12 protein-coding genes are annotated in these 18,519 nt (G+C 26.5%); 4 read left to right on the forward strand and 8 right to left on the reverse strand.

What is annotated here, in order from left to right; genetic code table 11:
- Nucleotides 1-127: 127 nt before the first annotated feature.
- Nucleotides 128-1,054, forward strand: a complete 927-nt coding sequence (locus BHYOB78_RS07375) for an alpha/beta hydrolase (protein ID WP_020063683.1) — start codon at nucleotides 128-130, stop codon at nucleotides 1,052-1,054.
- Nucleotides 1,055-1,105: 51 nt separating this feature from the next.
- On the opposite strand, the gene BHYOB78_RS07380 is transcribed toward BHYOB78_RS07375, so the two are convergent.
- The 6 genes from BHYOB78_RS07380 to BHYOB78_RS07405 all read right to left on the reverse strand — a co-directional run bounded on the left by BHYOB78_RS07380 (nucleotide 1,106) and on the right by BHYOB78_RS07405 (nucleotide 11,257).
- Complete coding sequence (locus tag BHYOB78_RS07380; RefSeq protein ID WP_020063684.1) at nucleotides 1,106-1,834, reverse strand: hypothetical protein; 729 nt, start codon at nucleotides 1,832-1,834, stop codon at nucleotides 1,106-1,108.
- Between the two features lie 114 nt (nucleotides 1,835-1,948).
- The gene (locus BHYOB78_RS07385) at nucleotides 1,949-8,929 is read right to left on the reverse strand and encodes a PD40 domain-containing protein (RefSeq protein WP_028331262.1); all 6,981 of its coding nucleotides are present in this window, start codon (nucleotides 8,927-8,929) and stop codon (nucleotides 1,949-1,951) included.
- Between the two features lie 110 nt (nucleotides 8,930-9,039).
- Nucleotides 9,040-9,372: an STAS domain-containing protein gene (locus BHYOB78_RS07390; protein WP_012670189.1), complete on the reverse strand. Its 333-nt coding sequence runs from the start codon at nucleotides 9,370-9,372 to the stop codon at nucleotides 9,040-9,042.
- A gap of 123 nt (nucleotides 9,373-9,495) precedes the next feature.
- Nucleotides 9,496-10,014, reverse strand: coding sequence for a hypothetical protein (locus BHYOB78_RS07395; protein ID WP_012670190.1), 519 nt, complete (start codon nucleotides 10,012-10,014; stop codon nucleotides 9,496-9,498).
- Nucleotides 10,015-10,023: 9 nt separating this feature from the next.
- Complete coding sequence (locus BHYOB78_RS07400; protein WP_020063686.1) at nucleotides 10,024-10,554, reverse strand: hypothetical protein; 531 nt, start codon at nucleotides 10,552-10,554, stop codon at nucleotides 10,024-10,026.
- 115 nt (nucleotides 10,555-10,669) lie between these two features.
- Nucleotides 10,670-11,257, reverse strand: a complete 588-nt coding sequence (locus BHYOB78_RS07405; protein ID WP_012670192.1) for a TetR/AcrR family transcriptional regulator C-terminal domain-containing protein — start codon at nucleotides 11,255-11,257, stop codon at nucleotides 10,670-10,672.
- Between the two features lie 306 nt (nucleotides 11,258-11,563).
- On the opposite strand from BHYOB78_RS07405, the gene BHYOB78_RS07410 reads away from it, so the two are divergent.
- A complete protein-coding gene (locus BHYOB78_RS07410) occupies nucleotides 11,564-14,743 on the forward strand; it encodes an efflux RND transporter permease subunit (RefSeq protein ID WP_020063687.1) in 3,180 nt (1,059 codons plus the stop codon).
- A gap of 26 nt (nucleotides 14,744-14,769) precedes the next feature.
- Here BHYOB78_RS07410 and BHYOB78_RS07415 read toward each other — a convergent pair whose 3' ends face one another.
- The gene (locus BHYOB78_RS07415) at nucleotides 14,770-15,657 is read right to left on the reverse strand and encodes a LysR family transcriptional regulator (RefSeq protein ID WP_020063688.1); all 888 of its coding nucleotides are present in this window, start codon (nucleotides 15,655-15,657) and stop codon (nucleotides 14,770-14,772) included.
- 157 nt (nucleotides 15,658-15,814) lie between these two features.
- Between BHYOB78_RS07415 and BHYOB78_RS07420 the strand changes: the two genes are divergently transcribed.
- Both BHYOB78_RS07420 and BHYOB78_RS07425 read left to right on the forward strand, forming a co-directional pair.
- A complete protein-coding gene (locus BHYOB78_RS07420) occupies nucleotides 15,815-16,165 on the forward strand; it encodes a MerR family transcriptional regulator (RefSeq protein ID WP_020063689.1) in 351 nt (116 codons plus the stop codon).
- A 75-nt stretch (nucleotides 16,166-16,240) separates the two neighbouring features.
- A complete protein-coding gene (locus BHYOB78_RS07425; RefSeq protein ID WP_028331263.1) occupies nucleotides 16,241-16,795 on the forward strand; it encodes a sugar O-acetyltransferase in 555 nt (184 codons plus the stop codon).
- Between the two features lie 336 nt (nucleotides 16,796-17,131).
- Here BHYOB78_RS07425 and BHYOB78_RS07430 read toward each other — a convergent pair whose 3' ends face one another.
- Nucleotides 17,132-18,505 carry an MATE family efflux transporter gene (locus tag BHYOB78_RS07430; protein ID WP_020063691.1) on the reverse strand — a complete coding sequence of 458 codons (1,374 nt, stop codon included), beginning with the start codon at nucleotides 18,503-18,505 and terminating at the stop codon, nucleotides 17,132-17,134.
- Between the last annotated feature and the right edge of the window lie 14 nt (nucleotides 18,506-18,519).

The raw sequence follows: 18,519 nt of genomic DNA on the forward strand, positions 1-18,519 counted from the left end.
TCAATTATATTATTATATTCTATAAAAAATGTCAGTAATTTTTTAATAAAAACAAATAATTTATTAAGTATTTTAAATTAACAAAAAATATTATATAATAATTGCAAATAAATTCTAAAGGTTAATAATGATTGTTTATATAATATTTGCTATAATAGCTGTAATTGTACTATCATTGATAATAATAGCTAATCACTTTGTTAATAAACTTCTAATAAAAACAAATAAAAAACTATTTGAAAGAAAAGAAAGCAGTAAGGAAGAAAGCGAAGAAAAAAAACGTATAAAAGAACAAAGAAGAATATGGTTTGAAAGCTCTCAAAAAGATGTTTATACAACTTCAAGCGATAATTTAAAATTGCATGCTCATCTTATAAATAATAACAGCAATGTATATGTTATAATAGTTCACCCATATGAAGCAAGAGGCTCTTATATGAAATATTTTATAGAAAAGTTTTATAATATTGGATTTAATATACTAGCAATAGATTTAAGAACTCATGGAGAAAGCGAAGGAAAAATATATTCTTTGGGATATTTAGAGAGATTAGATGTACTTGCTTGGATAAAATATATAAATGATAATTATAATAATAGTCAAATAATTCTTTACGGAATTTCCATGGGAGCAAATGCTGTTATGATGTGCTGTAATGAGGATAACACAAATAATGTAAAGGCAATAATAGAAGATGCTGGATTTACAAATGCTTATGAGCAATTAAAAAGAAGATTAGATATGGCATATAAATTTTCTTTTCTTCCAATAGTTGAAGCAACATCATTAATGGCAAAAATAAGATTAGGTTTTTCATTCAAATATATTGATGTAAAAAAAAGAGTGGCAATGTCAAAAATACCTATTCTTTTTATACATGGTGATAAAGATGAGCTTGTAGATTATAATATGGTTAATAAACTTTATGATGCATGTTCATCTGAAAAAGAAAAACTCATTATAAAAGATGGTCATCATATATCTGCTGTTTTCAGTAATGAAAATTTATATTGGAATACAATAAAAAATTTTATAAGTAAATATATTAGTTAAATAAAAAAGCAGGATAATGAATACCCTGCTTAAAATACTATTTGGAATATATTAATTATCTACAAAGTAGAAGCTGAATTGTCCGCCTATATCAACAGCACCATAATCATTTTTATTAAATCTTGAATCATTAACTCTTCCAGGTCCGAAATCATATCCAACATAAAGTCCTAATCCTAAAGCTGTTTCATCACTAAAGAAGAATAAATAATCCAATGTTAATTTAAGATAAGGAATTACTGACATTTGATATTTATTTTTAATATCATTTAAAGTATAATAGCTATTAGAAGTTTCAAATTGATTATATGTAGTATTATAATTTTTAGTAGATTCTCCTCCAGCCAATGGAATTTTTACTCCTGCTCCTAATCCTATAAAGAAGTTATATATATTAAATTTAGGAAGTATACCTATGCTTAATGTGTCAAAGTAATATGTTGTTTTTACATTTTGATATTGTCCTGCAGCACCGGCTTGCTTGCTTTCATTAAAGGCATAAACATCTCTATGATAAGCTAAATCCAATGCTATAGAAAATCCCATATAATTATCAAAACCATTATATATACCAGGAGTTATTCCAATACCCCATTCAAAACCAGCATCAGTACTCAGTTTACCGTCGCTGCTATTAACTCCCAATTTATGTTCCTGATAACTTTGAGATATAGATGCTCCTAATGGTATATATATTCCTATACCGGCATTAAAATCTGCGAAAACAGTGCTGAATTGCATTATAAAAATACTAATAATTGCGATAAGTATCTTTTTCATAAACACTCCTTTATTAATTATTTATAATTATATTATAATACATTGTAAATAAAATGTCAAGAAAAAGTAAATAATTTTTACTAAAAAAGATAAATATCACAAATAAAGTAAAATTTATTTATCAACATAATCTCTAGGTATACCAGGAAGTATATAATCAAATAAAGCATAATTAGCCATATATAAAGTATCTCTGTCATTTGGATTTATAGTATTAACAGGAACTCTATATGTTTTTATATATCTGTATGAATCAATTATACCTTTATCAAAATTATTATATAAATACTTCATCACAGTATAGTAATCACCTGAAGAATTAGTAGTATATGTGAATAAAAGCTTAGTATCATTTCTAGCTTTTAAATATCTGTTTATATCATTATTTCTAGCCGGAGATAAGAAAATATCCATATCATCATAAGGCTTATCTCTGTTCGTATCTATTCCTATATAATGCATCAAAGGTATTTTTCCATTGGCATTATCAAATGATTTTACAGCCAAACTTTCTAATGATGTATAGAAGTTAGTTTCTGTATTAAGTTTTATAGAAGGCTTACCAACATCTAAAATAGAAGAAGGAGAATATTGGAACTCTCTTATTTTTATAACATCATTATTCTGGAATGCTTCCAAATATGCAAAAGGAACAGTAAATAAATTAGCAGCAGAACCTGTTATATATATTTTTTCAACTCTTTCTGCATCTTTAATTATATCAGATGAAAGCATAGCACTTTGAATAGATTTTAATGAATTTCTTCTATCCCTTGGTTTTGCTACATTTGTAAAGCTATTCAAATATGTATTAAGTTTTTCTCTATCTATCAAAACAGCTTTTTTTACTTCGCTGTCTCCTATAACATAACTATAAGCTGCATATTTATTATCCTCATAAGCATAGAATATAAACATAGTATTAGTATTTTCATTTGAGAATATTTCATAAGCATCTTTTATATTATTATCAAAATTACTTTCAGGTACACGTATCTTATTTAATAATCCATATATATAAGCTGAATTAGTTTTGTATAATGAATAGAATCTATTTGCAAAAGATGCCACAGTTTCCGCTTCAAATATATATTGATTTCCATAAATATAATTCATAGTTGTGAATATATCATTTTCATTAGTTGCATCTGTATTCATTATAGTATTTGCAACAGTCAATACTTCGTTTGTATTTTGCATTCTATTTAAGAAATTAGTTACTGTATCAATAGGAGTATTAGCATATATTAAATCATAAAGAACAGCAACTTCTAAAATTTTATCTTTATTTTCTCCGTCTACTCTAGTTGCAATATAATTCAAATATCTTACAGATTCTTTAGGATCATTTTTAGCTTTTAAGAATCTTGATAAAGTTCTAGGTGTAAAATACTCGTCTATAAGATCATAATTATTATTAGTATACAAATACATAAAATGCAATGCTCTATTAGCACCTTTAACTGCACCATCTTCTCCCATTCTTCTATATACAGGAAGCATAGATTTTATAAATCTGTAAGCATTAGAATCGCTTATATTAGTATATGAACTTGCAAAGAATTTATAACCTTCTTCAGAGAATAAATATGCGGTATTTGTATCTTTAACTGCATATCTGTCTTCAACAATCCTAGCATAATTAAGCATCTTTTCATTATCACTCTGAGAATAAGCAATAACATTTGACATCATAGTTATGCTTGGAGAAGCACTTGAAGAATAAGAATTATAAAGTCTAGTTTTAAACTCATAAGCTGCATTTGATAATGAAGATACACTGTAATCAGGTTTTCCATATACAGTAAATATATTATTATCATAGCCTTTCATACTAACTTCCAGAGAATTAGAAGATAATTTCCTGAAATAATTAGTATAGAACATTATTCTTGAATCTTTTCCGCCTTTTCCTACAACTAAAGCTATATTATTTATATCTCTTAAAACTCTTCTATTATTTGTGAATGTTTCATTATCGCAATAAACTATATATAGATTCTTTTTCATTATGTTAGATATATCAGAAGCACTCGCACCTGTTATATCTGTAACTAATGGAACATAAGAATTAGTAGCTATATCTTTTAATTCTATGAATCTAAAACTTCCTCTTCTTCTCCTATTTGTAGAAACTGTATTTGTAGAAGTCATATTTGTAGACATATCATTTGAATACATATTATTAGTTTCTTCAGGATTATAGGAAACATTCATATATAAATTTCTATTATCAAAATTATTTAATTCATTATCTTCTGGCAAATTATTATAACTATAAACATTATTAGTAACATTAGTATTGCTTGCCATAGTCATACCGCTGTTTATTTCTTTCTCAGCATTTCTAGTAGTTCTGAAGAATGCTATTAATTTACTATCTATATAAGCAGTTTTTGCAGGAAGCATATATTCTGTTGAATCATATAATTCTCTTACAAATATATTTCTATTGCTTATAACAATAGGTCTAAATCCTATATGAGTAACATAGTTTTTAGTTTTAGGCATAGAATTAGTCTGCATATAGAATGAAGTTCTTCCATTTTCTCTAACAAATCTATATCCTAAATAAGTATCCCAAATAAGAGTTTCATCTTTACGCATAGATTTATCAATATCTTCAGCTTTAACATCACATATAACTATAGGCTCTATAGGAGTATTAGAGAATTTATCTATTGCCTCCTTTTCGTAAGTAGATATTTGCTTAAGCATAGCAGATTCCATTTTACTGTCATAAGGAGTATCTACAGCATTCAAATACATCTGATATGAATATAAAGCCTTTTCATAAAGTTTGTAATATTCTCTAAGATAATAATTGTTCTCACCCAAAGTATAAAGTCTCTTATCTAAGAATTTCCTTCTCATATCAATGGCATCAAACATGGCAAGTATATTAATGCTGGCATCAGGATAACTGTCTTTCAAAAACTCTATAACTTTATATTTAGCTTGTCTTAATATAAAGTTATTATCCTCTACAAATGTTATCATGAATACGCTTTCTCTCAATCTTTTAAGTATTCTAAATACATACTGCACAGGATAATCCAAACTATCCGGATATCTGTTTCTATACTTAGAACTGAAATCAATCAAAGTAGTAAGTATTGCAATTTCTTCAACGGCAAAAGCAGAAGTCTGTGCCTTTGAGAATGCTGACATATATTCTCTAGCTGCCTCTTCTATATATCCAGCTAATTCATAAGCTTTAGCCAAATTATATCTTATAATAATTTCTGTTTTCAAATCCACAGGGAAATTAGAGTTAGATGATAAAATATATTTATACCTATCTATAGCATCTTTAAGCATAGATAATCTTTGTACATTAACATCATGATCTCTCATATCTGTAGGATCATCTGATTGTTTTTTTCTATAATTGACACTGTTATCTGCTGTAAGTTTGAAAGCCATAATATAATTGAAAGCAGCTATATGAGAATATAATAATAATCTGTCTTTTGTGCTTACAACATTATTTGTTGATAATATCTGAAGTGTTTTAGTAGTATTAAATAATTCTATAAAAAATTCTCTTCTAATAGAAGTTAAATCATTTTCTGATAAATATCTTAAATATAAAGATGATAAACTTAAATAGTTTTTAGCATCGTTTTCAGCATTCTGATATTGAAGACTAGGATTATTAGCTAAAGTCTTTGCATCTAAAGTTTTCTGATATTCTTCTATTGATGTTTTAAAAGACATTATAGAATTTGACTGATCACCCTGTCTGTAATAAAGATATCCTTCATTATTGTAATATGTAGCAAGCATTAAAGGCTGAATAGATTTTTTAGGTTTATCTTGTATAATATAATTACGGTATGAAGATAAAGCTTCTCTAGCCTCAGAATATCTTCCCATTTTCTCATACAATTCCTGATATATAGAATATAACATCTGCTGTTTATCTACGTTTAAAGGCTCTCCAGGTATATATCCTCCGAAAGATGCAAGTCCTAAATTTACAACGTTTATATTAGCACCATACAAAGTTATACTAACATAATTAGGAGTATAAACAGAAGAATCCAAACTATCTATTTGGGCTTTTACACTATCACAATAAGCTAAGGCATTATTATAATCTTCTAATTTTAAATAACATGCAGCAAGTAAAAGCTGATTAAGTTCATTTTTATTAACATCATCTTTTGTAAGTTTATCTCTTTCTAGTAAAGACTCTATAGCCTTTTCATAATCTTCTTGTTCTATAGCAGCAACTGAAGTATATCCAACTATTTTATATACACTTTCTTTATCACCTAATTTCTCAAATAAAGCACGGGCTTTCTCATATTCGCTATAAGCTCCTTTTATATCATTGTTCATCCATAAAGAATAACCATAAAAGAAATGATACCAAGCCTTACTTTTATCTGATCCTACTTGATTTAAAAGACTTTCTGCTTCCTTATATTCATTAACTGCATCTGAATATCTTCCATTTATTAAATAAGAATTTGCAAGCATTATAGAAACTACATTAGGCTTAGTTCTTACTTTACTTTTTGCCATTATTAATGAATCTATAATTTCTGAATCCAAATTCTGAGTTTGGAATGCAAGCATATTATATCCCATATATTGACCATTAGTAATTGCATTATCTTTATAAGCCGGTACTAACTCTATTACACTTTTAGATGTTTTTTCATCTTGAAGAACCTGCATTCTTAAAGCCTGAGCAAATGTTAACATCTCAGCCTTTTTCACATAATAATTCTCTTCATCAGGATATAAGAATATTGCAAAATTAATATATGATACAGCCTTTTCAACTATAGTATCAAAAGCCATATTCAAATATAGATAAAATCCGTCTTCTCTTTTTTTCTCACTTACAACATATCGTTCCGGACTATACTGTTTTGATACAGCTATACCATAATATCTATTAGCCAAGTAATAATAGGCATTAGCAAGTTCAGCATGTGCCTCATGAGAAGAATATCTAGTTGATAAAATATTTCTCTCTCTCTCTAATATAGTTTCTTCAAGGGATTCTATTGTACTGTATGCTCTAAGTCCGCTCTCTATAACTCTTGATGAAGAAGAAGTATCATTAGGATTATATTTTAAAGTTTCATTATAATTATCATAAGCAGCGGCATATTTACCCTCATTGTATGCTTTATCTGCCAAAGATTTATAATAATTAGCTAATGTATCTTTACAATACTGTGCCTCATAAGTAGAATCAAAATTTTTTCCGCCTGAACTCAATGCTTCTTTAAACAAAGCATAAGAGCCGTCATCTTTCTGAGCCATAAGTACTTTAGCATTAGCATAATAACCCAATGCAAGCATTATATCGTTTTTAGATTCAACATAAGGCTTAAATAAATTAGTAGCATCATCATAATTTCTAGAGAGTATAAGTCCGTCCAAATATATAAGTCTGGTAGCAACAGCTAAAGGAGCATAAGGATGTGCGTTTTCTATTATAGTATCATAAGAAATTTTTGAATCTCTTATAAAATCTTTTGCAATCTCTAATCTATCTGAAAATAATAAATCTCTTCTTTTATAAGGATTATTATAAATATCTTCATCTTCAGGATATTTGTATCCATTATCTTCAACTGAATGAGCATATAATTTAGCTATTGGAATATATAAGTCTTTATTAATATTTAAATTAATAATTTCACTAAGAATTGCAAATGTATCTTTATTATTTTTATTAGCTTTATATTTTTCATTAGCAGATATATATCCTGTCCAAGCTATTAAATTAGTAATTTCCAAATCATTATTAGTAAGAAAATATTCATTTGTATATGATTCTATATCAAACCAATTATTATTAGTATCAAATTTTGTATCTATCTTTGATGTTAAAAATCCTGGAAATGTATCTAAATATTCAGATGTTAATACTTTTTTGGCATTATTATATTCATTCATATTCTTATTAGTATATGATGAAACCATCATATTAAAATAAGCTTTGGCAACATTATTCTGATCTTCAGAAAAAGGGAAATATTCAGCAAATCTTTCTATAACATCAACTTTTCTATTATATGGAAGTTCTACAAAACTATTATACATAGCTGCTGAACTATCATCTTTTATAAAATATTCCTTAGTGGATCCCATTGTAACTATACTTGTGCCATCTTCACTTACAACATAAGTTCCAACCAAAGCTGAAGGATAAGCTACATTAAAAGTTGTTAATTGAGTATCTTCTGATAAAACATAATATTGATGAGTCGCCAAAGAATAAGACATTAAACGTCTTTTATCATAATAAGTTAAATTTCCATCTCTGTCAGAATCTTTTTCTATCTCAAAGAAAATAATAGTATCATCATTATAAAAAGTAGGATTAAACTTGAATGTTTCTGTATCTGTAAGTATAGTTAAATTAGTTTCATTGTTTGTATTATGAGTTAAATCTAATATAGCTAATTGAGAATATTTATCTCCTATTTTAGAAGTTATGAATGCTATCTTTGTATCATCAAAAGAAAATGTAGGAGAACTAGCTTCAATATCAGATAATTTTTGAACATCTTTACCATTAGGTTTTACAGCAAAAAGTTTCTTTATTCCTCCGTCCCTATCCGAAACAAAAGCTATAATATTACCTTTATGAGAAACCACAGGATCAGTATCATAACCCTTATAATCAGTAAGCCTTACAATACTTTGCTCTAAGTTTTCTAAATTATTTTTTGAAGTTCTTATCCCAAGATTATAAAGTTTATATAAATAAATATCTCCGAAAGCATCATCTCTAGTTGAAGAAAATACTATATATCTTGATTTATCATCAATAGAAACAGATGTATCTATTGCAGGACTTCTAGTTAATCTATAGGTTTCTAGTGTGTATGAATCTACGGCAAAAATATCAGTATTTCCGGCATTTTCTCTTGAATAATAAATCCAAGTACCTTCTCTATCAATAACAGCATCCAATGCCGGATTTACTTCTCCAGACGTTAAAGAATATCTTTTATATTCTCTTAAAAAAGGTCTGCTGCTAAATGCAGAATCAGAACTTTTCTGACTTGATGCACAAGCAAACAGAATAAAAGAAAATAAAATTAATATTTTAAATTTCATATAACACTTTAATCTCATACTCTTCCAATATAATAATTTATTACTATTACCAAAACTAAAACATATGTAAAGTATTATACAAAAAAAACAAATAAAATCAATCTAAAATATTAAAATGAAGCTACAGCATCATCTACGCTTTCATATACTTCAAATAAATCTTCTAATTCTACTGTTTTCAATATTTTCTTAATTATATCAGGAACGCAAGCTAATACCAATCTTCCATTTTTATCTTTAATTTTTCTCATTATAGAAATGAACACTCTTATACCGCTTGAACTTAAGTATTCTATACCTGATAATTCTAATATCAAATTAATAGAACCTGATTCTACTAATTGCTCTAATTCAGCTTCAATAGATACAGATAAATTAACATCTAATTTACCTACTAAACTTACAACCTTAACTTTTCCTTTATCCTCTATGTTTAAACTCATATATTTCTCCTTAAGAATAATTATTTTTTAAGTATAACAAATAAAAAAAAATATTCAATATACTTACATATATAACAATAATATAATAAAATTGTAATATTTATTTTTCTTAAAAATTGATTATTATGATAAAATTCCTATCATAGCTTTTTTTTCCCAATTGATATCAGATGATTGAGGACAAGGAAATGTATTCCATTTAACATTCTTTTTTGCAATCCAATTTTCTTTATCTTCAAAAACTCCGTTAAATTTCATCCATTTATTTAGTTTGGTATAATAGGAAGGTTTATAGGCATAAGTATAATATAATTTATTATTTTCAACTATATATCCTTCCATAAAAGTTACCTTTATAGAAGGATATCCGGAAAAAACAAGCATAAATTTGTTTAAATAGTCTGTATTACTATAAACAGCCATATTATCATGTTTTGCCTGAATAAAATTTAATCTTTTCTTTTTATTTATAATAAGATCACCGTCTTCTTTGAATAGATAATCTCTATCCGCTTCCTTTACAACTCTATTTTGTACTAATTTAATCCAAGCATTATCATAAGAAATAACTGTTTTATTATTAATAAAAAATAAAACAGTTAAAACTAATAGTATAACTAATATAATAGAAATATACGACATTATATTTTTTTAATATAACTCTCCTGCATATTCTCCATCAGCCCAGTTAACATCTTCAGGCTGAGGTACAGGATAAGAATTCCAATCAGCATCTGCATTAGCTACCCATCTTTCATTAGTAAAAGTAGAATTAGCTTTTTTCCAAGAATCTAATTTGCCTTGATAGCTTTTTATATATTTTGAATATCTCATTATTTTTCCGCCCTCTATAGAATAACCTTCAACTAAGTTAATTCCTAAAGCTGGGGCACCATCATAAAACATTGATATAGGTACTTGATGTGTATAATAAGCATGTGTATCTGATCTAGCACCCATAAATTTATATAGCTTAACAAGTAAAAGAGGAGATCTTCCTGAAACTAATTCTAAATCTCCTCCAGGTCTTCCTTCATATAATGCACCTTTCATATCTATAGTTTTTTTAAAAATGAAATTAGCCCAATTCTTAGAATAATCACTGTCTTTTGTTATATTTTGTGCATTTAAAAAATTAAATGAAAAAACAAATAAAAATATAAACAAAAATACTTTCTTCATAACTGTATTCTCCTATTTTTTATATGTATATTAAATCAAATAAAAAATATAAATGTAAAATATACTTTTCTATATTATCGGAATAATACAAGAACAATAGAAAAATTTAATATATTTATTCAGAAAAAACTCTTTGCATTATAATGTCTGATATATAAGAAGCCAATTCCTCTACAGATATAAAACAATCATTAACTATCCAATCTGTAAGAACTGATATGAATGCACCAGAATAAAAACTAACCATAACCCTTATAACATTCTCTTTATTAGGGCGTATAGTCTTAAAATCTTTTATACCTTCTATAACATAAGAAGCCAAATATTCTCTTAAAATACTTGTAACGCTTCCGTCTTTATTATTTTGAAATATTATTTTTAAATACTTTCTATTCAAATAGAAATATTGAAGTATTTTTTCCATTATATCAACATGTGAGTCTTTTAATTTATTTTCTATTTTATATCTTTTCAAATCTTCTAAAAACTTAGCCTCGTATTCATCTAATTTTGATTTTAATAATTCATATTTATCATTATAGTAAGTATAAAAAGTACTTCTATGCATATTAGCTTTTGCACAAATATCGATAACTCTTATATCTTCAAAAGGCTTTTCTTCCAATAAAAGACCTAGAGAATCTTCAAGCAACTTTTTTGTTTTTTTTACTCTGGCATTGTTTTTATTTGAACTGCTCTTCATAAAATGTCCTAGATTTTGATAAATAAAAAATATTAATAGACTTGTGTATATTATATTATAATCTTATAAAATGTAAACTATTTATATTTTATAATTATAAATATTTTAATAAAAAATATAAATTAATTTCATAATAAACAACAATATAATATTTATGTCTATAAAAATAGTCTTATTTAAGACTATATGTAAAATATGTTCATCATGAATATTATCTGATTAATAATTTTTTTTATTAAAAATATAAATTCATAACAAAATTTGCTATACTATAATGTATAATATATATAATGGAATTGTAATATAATGAAAAATTTGATATATTTCTTTGCCAATAATAGAATGTTGGTAAATATTATAATATTTGTCTCTATTATGATAGGTCTATATTCATACTATAATATAGATAAAGAGTCATTTCCATCTACAGACTTAGAATTAATGATTTTACAAGTTATTTATCCTGGAGCTTCACCATTAGATGTAGAACAAAATGCCGTAATACAAATAGAAGACCAATTAAGGACTATATCTGGAATAGATGAATTCACTTCTATAATAACAGAAAATGCAGCTATAATATTTGTTCAGTTAGATATGGAAATAGATACAAGCAAAGCTAAAGATGAAATATTTAGAAAAATGCAAAGCGTACCGGATATGGCTGCTGAAGTTCAAACTATAGAAATAACAGATATAAACCCAAAACTTACTCCAATATACAATATAGGTGTGCATTTCAAAAAAGGATATAATGGAGATGAAAAAGTTCTATACGATTTCAGTAAGGAATTGGAAAGACAATTAAAATATGTTGATGGTGTTGCTGATATAAGGGTTCAGGGAAGAGCTGATCCAGAAATAAAAATTCTAGCCGATCCTAAAAAACTTCAGGAGTATTATATTTCTCTAACAGATATAGTAAATTCACTTTCTGCAAGAAACATAAGAGCTACAAGCGGTGATTTAAAAAAGCCTATTTATATGGATTTAGAAGAAAATGAAGAAGAAAAAACAATAGTTACAATGGGACAATTTGAAAATCCTACAGAGGCTACTAATGTGGTTGTACGCTCTACTTTCAATGGACAAAGAGTAAGAATACAGGATTTGGCAAAAGTTGACAGCAGCTTTGTTGAAAAATCTATTTATGTGAGGATAAACAGTGTTGAAGGATATTCATTAAGCATATTAAAAAAAGAAAATGCTGATATAGTAAAAACTACAGAAAATATAAATGCATTTCTTAAAAATAATCAAAATTTAATACCTGAAAATATTGAAGTTACAACTATGGGAGAAACTTCAAGAATGGTATTGGCTCTTACAAATGTTGCAACAAGCAATTTAATATTTGGTTTTATTATAATATTAGTGGTTCTTTTAATATTCTTGGATTTCAAAAGTGCCCTATTTACAAGCATAGGAATGATAGTTGTAATATTTATAACTTTCTCATACATACATTTTTCTGCTTTAACATTCAATATAATATCTCTTGCCGGAATAATTACTGTTATAGGTATGGTTGTTGATAATAGTATTGTAGTGTGCGAAAATATATATGACTTTCAAAAGGCTGGAAAAACAGGTATTGAAGGAACAGTAGAGGCTGTAAAAGATGTTGTAAGTCCTATAATGGTTGCTACTATGACCACTGTTGTTGCTTTTATGCCTATGCTTCTTACTAAAGATGTTGTTGGAAAATTGATTGCTCCTTTTCCTAAAGTTGTTGTAGTTGCTTTGATTGCTAGTTTATTTCAGGCTATATTTCTTCTTCCTAATAATTTGCAGGATAAAACTAAGAAGAATTCTAAATTTAATTTACTAAAAAAGATAAAAAATCCATTAGATTTTGATAAAGAAAAATTATTCAATGCTATGAAGAATCCTTTTAATAAGGCTTTGAAAATATTATTAAAATTTAGATATCTTGTAGTTTTATTTTTTGTAATACTTTTGATATTTTCATTCTTCTTAGCAAAAGACAGTCTTAAAAAATTTATACTTATATACGATACAAGCTCAGACAGTATAATGATAAATATTGACTCAGGAATAGGAAACTCTATTAAAAACACTATGAAATATGTTGAGCAAATAGAAAATGCCATATACAAATCTGTTGATCCTAAAAACTTAGTTGCAGTAAATAGCGTAGTTGGAAAACAGGTTAATCAAAACATAGTTGATATATCAGAGGAATCAGCAAATCTTGCCGGCATTACAGTTTATCTTATACCTTCTACTGAAAGAAAAAAAACAGCGTATGATATAATGGATGATATAAATGCCGAATTAAAAAAAACAACTTTAAGACAAGAGCTTGATGCTTTAATGGTATCAGTTAAACTTCCAATGGATCCTGGAAAAGCAGTTGATATAAAAATAGTAGGTAATGATATTAATCAAACTAGAAAAGTAAGAGATGAAGTGAAAGCATATTTACTTAGTTTAAGCGGAGTTATAAATTATTATGATGATGATAAGATAGGAAAAGATGAATTAAGAGTATTATTCGATTATGATGAAATAGCTCAATTAGGTATGAATGTTGCTAATGTTGCTAATGAACTTAGAACAGCATACAGCGGAACAGTTGCTACATCAATTCAAGAGCTTGATTATAAATTAGATTTTAGAGTTCAGTTAAACAGAGATTATATATATGACACAAATGTACTTAATAATTTAGTAATACCAAATACTTATAACAGACTTCTTTATTTGAAAAATGTTGCTAAAATAGTTGAAACAAATGGTGTATCTGCAATAAGGCATTATAATGGACAGAGATGTATAACAATCAATGCTGATTTAGTTCAAGGACAAAACACATCTATACAAGTAATGTTTGCCATACAGAATAAATTTAAAGATATAAGCCAAAGATATCCAGGTGTTATAATAGGATTCGGAGGAGAGGCAGATCAGACAGTAGGTGCTTTAGACGGACTTACAGTTACATTATTTATAGCAATAGTTTTGATATATTTAATATTATTATTACAATTCAAAAAATTTGCTCAGCCTTTAATGATAATGTTTTTAATACCATTCACATTGACAGGAGTATTTATTGCATTCTATCTTCATGGCATGCCTATGTCATTTATAGGTTTTATAGGTATAGTAGGATTATGCGGTGTGCTTGTAAACGACGGTATTATAATGATAGACTTAATAAACAAAATAATAGAATCCGGAAAAACAAATCCTGATGCTTTGAATAATCCTAAAAAGTTTGCATTTGATTCCATAGTAGAAGGAGCCACTCAAAGGCTTTTACCTATATTCTTAACTACAGTAACTACAGTTGGAGGATTAATGCCTACAGTTTATGGTATAGGAGGAGATGCTGACTTAATAGTGCCTATAGTGATGAGTTTAGCATACGGGCTTATATTCTCAACATTAATAACATTGATATTTTTGCCTTGTGTATTTATGATAGCTGTGGATTTGAAACTTATCAAATTAAAATAATTTGTTAGTAATTGTTAATTAATATATTATAGTTTTTCTTTTAACTTATTTAAAAATACTTTTGAAGCTTCGGAAAATACCTGATTTTTTTTCCAAACTACTCTAAGCTCTATTTCCAATTTTGGTTTTAAATATACAAAGCATAAATCACTTGTATTTGTTGTATTAACTAATTTATCTATAGTCAAAGCGTATCCTATACCCTCTTCAACCATTAAAGCAGCATTATAAATTAAATTATAAGTTAATATAATATTTAATTTATCAAAATCATTTCCTATCCATTCATTAAATTTTGATGTCTGAATTTTATTATTAAAAAATATTTTAGGGCATATTATAGGTATATCAAAAAGATCCTTTTTTTCTATAAATTTATTTTTAGATAAATGAGAATCTTTCCTCATTAATAAACCATAAACCTCTTTATAAGGAATATCTATATAATCATATTTAGATGAATCTATATTTCCTATTAAAATTCCAAAATCTAAAAGTCCCTTATCAAGTTTCTCTGTAATTTCAGAATATGCACCGCTATGAATATGGTATATTATATTAGGATGAGATTTTCTAAGATTTTTTATTATATTAGCAATTAATTTAATATAATATGTTTCAGCACTCCCTATATAAATATCTCCGGCTATAATATCTTCTGATGATTGAAATTCCTTTCTTGTTTTATCTATCATATCAATAATTTCTTCTGCTCTTTTCTTAAGCAAAATACCATCTGATGTTAATTTTATACTGTAATTACTTCTTATAAATAATTTTTTACCGATTTCTTTTTCTAAATTATTTATTTGTCTTGAAAGATTAGGCTGTGTAAGGTTTAGAGAATTTGCTGCTTTTGTTATGCTTCCTTCTCTTGCGGCAGTTAAAAAATATTTTAAAGATTTTATATCCATTTAAATACCTATTTTATTTTTTTGTATAATATCATAAATGCCAATATTTAGTAATACTTTTTTATTATAACTAATTATAAGATATAAGTATTTGATATATTTTAATAATAACTTAAAATTAGCACATAAAACAATTAATAATAGAAGGGAGGATATTATGACTATATCAGAAGTAAGTGAATTAACAGGTTTATCAAAAGATACTTTAAGATATTATGAAAAAATAGGTATAATACCAGAAATAGGAAGAAGCAAAAGCGGAATCAGAAACTACAATGAATATAATCTAAAATGCATAGAGTTTTCAAAATCAATGCGTGATTTAGGCATATCTATAGACTCCATAATAAAATATATTAAACTTTCAAAAAAAGGAAAAAATACTATAAACGAAAGAAAATCAATACTTATAAATGAAAGAGATTTGATGCAAAAACATTTTAATGAAATGAAAATAAGATTAGAAAAATTAAATAAAAAGTTAGAAGAAAAAGATTTCTTTAATTAAAAAATATTTTTTCATATTGCTATTAGAGTTAACTCCAATGTTATAATTATAATCTATAAAAGGAGCATAATGTATATGAATATAAAAGAATTTTTAAAAGATTATAGTTCAGGCAAATCAATAGATATGTTTTCTAAGGAGTTTATAAATATAGCAAATAAAATGAAGGAAACAGAAAAACTATTATGGCAGTATAATAATACATTTCAAAGCTATATAAATAACAAAGATATATTAAATAAAATTTTTGAAACTAATATTGATGAATCTGTTATTATAATGCCTAATTTTCATGTTGATATAGGCAATATAGAGTTTGGAAAGAATATCTTTATAAATAAAAACTGCACTATAATGGATATAGGCGGAGTAATTATAGAAGATAATGTACAGATAGCGCATAATGTGAGTATAATAACTCCTAATCATGATTTTAATAATAGAAATATATTAATTCCAAAACAAATCACAATAAAGAAAAATGTATGGATTGGTACAGGTGCTATTATACTTCCTGGTGTTACCATCGGAGAAAATGCAATAGTTGCTGCAGGTGCTGTTGTCAATAAAGATGTTGAAAGCAATACTATAGTAGGAGGCAATCCTGCTAAATTAATAAAACGTTTATAAATTAGACTTGTTTCTTCAAAACAAATATTTGAACTATTTCAATTTTTAGTATTTTTATAACTGGGGCTTTGCCCCATACCCCACTTCTTTTGGTGACCCAAAGAAGCAAAAGGACTGCAATTTTACATATTAAAATTAAATATTACATAACATATCAAACATTGTTTCATAAATAAAATTAATTAAAAATTATATAACTAGTTTTGTCAAGTACTTTTGAAAAAGTCTATTGTTTTAGCTTTAATTAATAATAAAAAAATTGGTATGTTCTTAAAATAATTAAGGCATACCAATTTTATTTTCTTTTATTTATTACAGATCATTTAATAACTATCATTAACTATATTTAAACTTTATCCATTTACCGCTTAAATATCTAAAAGTAAATATTATAGCCTTAACTATCCAATCAACAAACATAGCTATCCAAGTACCAACCATACCCATTTTGAAATATAAGGCAAATACATAAGCCAACACTATCCTGCATAGTACCATTGAAACCGAAGCTACTATCATAGGAAACTTTGCATCTCCTGAAGCTCTAAATACCACAGGCAGAGAATAACCTAAAGGCCATATAATCATCATAATAGCATGATACCATGATAATTTATAAGTATATCCTGTAGCCTCTGCTGATAAATGATATATATTAAGTATTATAGGCAAAATGGCAAGCATAATGGCACTAGTTATAGTTTGAGATACATAAATAATAGCTATGATTTTTTTAGTATAATATTTAGTTTGATTATAATCATTAGCACCTACGCATTGAGATATAATAGTTGTAAGTCCTAATCCTATAGCCATACCAGGAAGAACCTCCAAACTAGCTATAAGAGTAGATACAGAATTTGCCGCTATTGATGCAGTTCCGAATGTAGATATTAAACTTAATATAAGAAGTCTTCCTAAATAAAACATTCCGTTTTCTATACCATAAGGAATACCTACTGATAATATTCTTTTTATTGTGTTTAAATCCATCTTATACATAATTTTATTTTTTATATATATAAGATTATTTTTATTAAGTCCCAATATTATAATTATTAAAGCCGAACCTATTCTGCTAATTAGTGTAGATATTGCCGCTCCTGCTATACCCATTTTAAATACATAAATTAAAATAGCATTCCCTATAACATTTAATATATTCATAGATATCATAATCTTCATTGATATTTTTGAATTGCCTATAGTTCTAAACATTGAAGCCCCGCCATTATAAACAGCTAAAAATGGTATTGAAGCTGCAACTATCAGCATATAAGTATTTGCCTCATTTCTAACTTCATCGGTAATACTTCCAAACAATGCTCCAAATATAGCATCTTTAAATAAATACATGATTAATGTTATAAATACAGAAAATAATAATAAAAATCTTATAAGCTGATTAATAGAGTCATCTGCCTTTTCAATATTTTTAGCACCTATATGCTGACCGCTAGCAACAGCCCCTCCAGTAGCAACAGCAGCAAATATACTTATAAGAAATGCTATTACAAAATCCACTAAAAATACTGCAGATACAGCAGACTCCCCTACACTAGCAACCATTATAGAATCTATAAGCCCCACTAAATATTCTAAAAATACCTCTATAATAAGCGGAACAAATAATTTTATAAGATATTTATTAGAAAACATATAATTAGTTTTTATATTATTATTTAAATCCGAATAACTTATATCACTCACTTTCCAACCCTCAA

It is taken from the genome of Brachyspira hyodysenteriae ATCC 27164 (assembly GCF_001676785.2).
Lineage (GTDB): Bacteria > Spirochaetota > Brachyspiria > Brachyspirales > Brachyspiraceae > Brachyspira > Brachyspira hyodysenteriae.

Coding starts and splice junctions, on each gene's coding strand:
- BHYOB78_RS07425 (WP_028331263.1), top strand. CDS start 16,241: ATGAATATAAAAGAATTTTTAAAAGATTATAGTTCAGGCAAATCAATA.
- BHYOB78_RS07415 (WP_020063688.1), bottom strand. CDS start 15,657: ATGGATATAAAATCTTTAAAATATTTTTTAACTGCCGCAAGAGAAGGA.
- BHYOB78_RS07420 (WP_020063689.1), top strand. CDS start 15,815: ATGACTATATCAGAAGTAAGTGAATTAACAGGTTTATCAAAAGATACT.
- BHYOB78_RS07405 (WP_012670192.1), bottom strand. CDS start 11,257: ATGAAGAGCAGTTCAAATAAAAACAATGCCAGAGTAAAAAAAACAAAA.
- BHYOB78_RS07380 (WP_020063684.1), bottom strand. CDS start 1,834: ATGAAAAAGATACTTATCGCAATTATTAGTATTTTTATAATGCAATTC.
- BHYOB78_RS07395 (WP_012670190.1), bottom strand. CDS start 10,014: ATGTCGTATATTTCTATTATATTAGTTATACTATTAGTTTTAACTGTT.
- BHYOB78_RS07375 (WP_020063683.1), top strand. CDS start 128: ATGATTGTTTATATAATATTTGCTATAATAGCTGTAATTGTACTATCA.
- BHYOB78_RS07385 (WP_028331262.1), bottom strand. CDS start 8,929: ATGAAATTTAAAATATTAATTTTATTTTCTTTTATTCTGTTTGCTTGT.
- BHYOB78_RS07390 (WP_012670189.1), bottom strand. CDS start 9,372: ATGAGTTTAAACATAGAGGATAAAGGAAAAGTTAAGGTTGTAAGTTTA.
- BHYOB78_RS07410 (WP_020063687.1), top strand. CDS start 11,564: ATGAAAAATTTGATATATTTCTTTGCCAATAATAGAATGTTGGTAAAT.
- BHYOB78_RS07400 (WP_020063686.1), bottom strand. CDS start 10,554: ATGAAGAAAGTATTTTTGTTTATATTTTTATTTGTTTTTTCATTTAAT.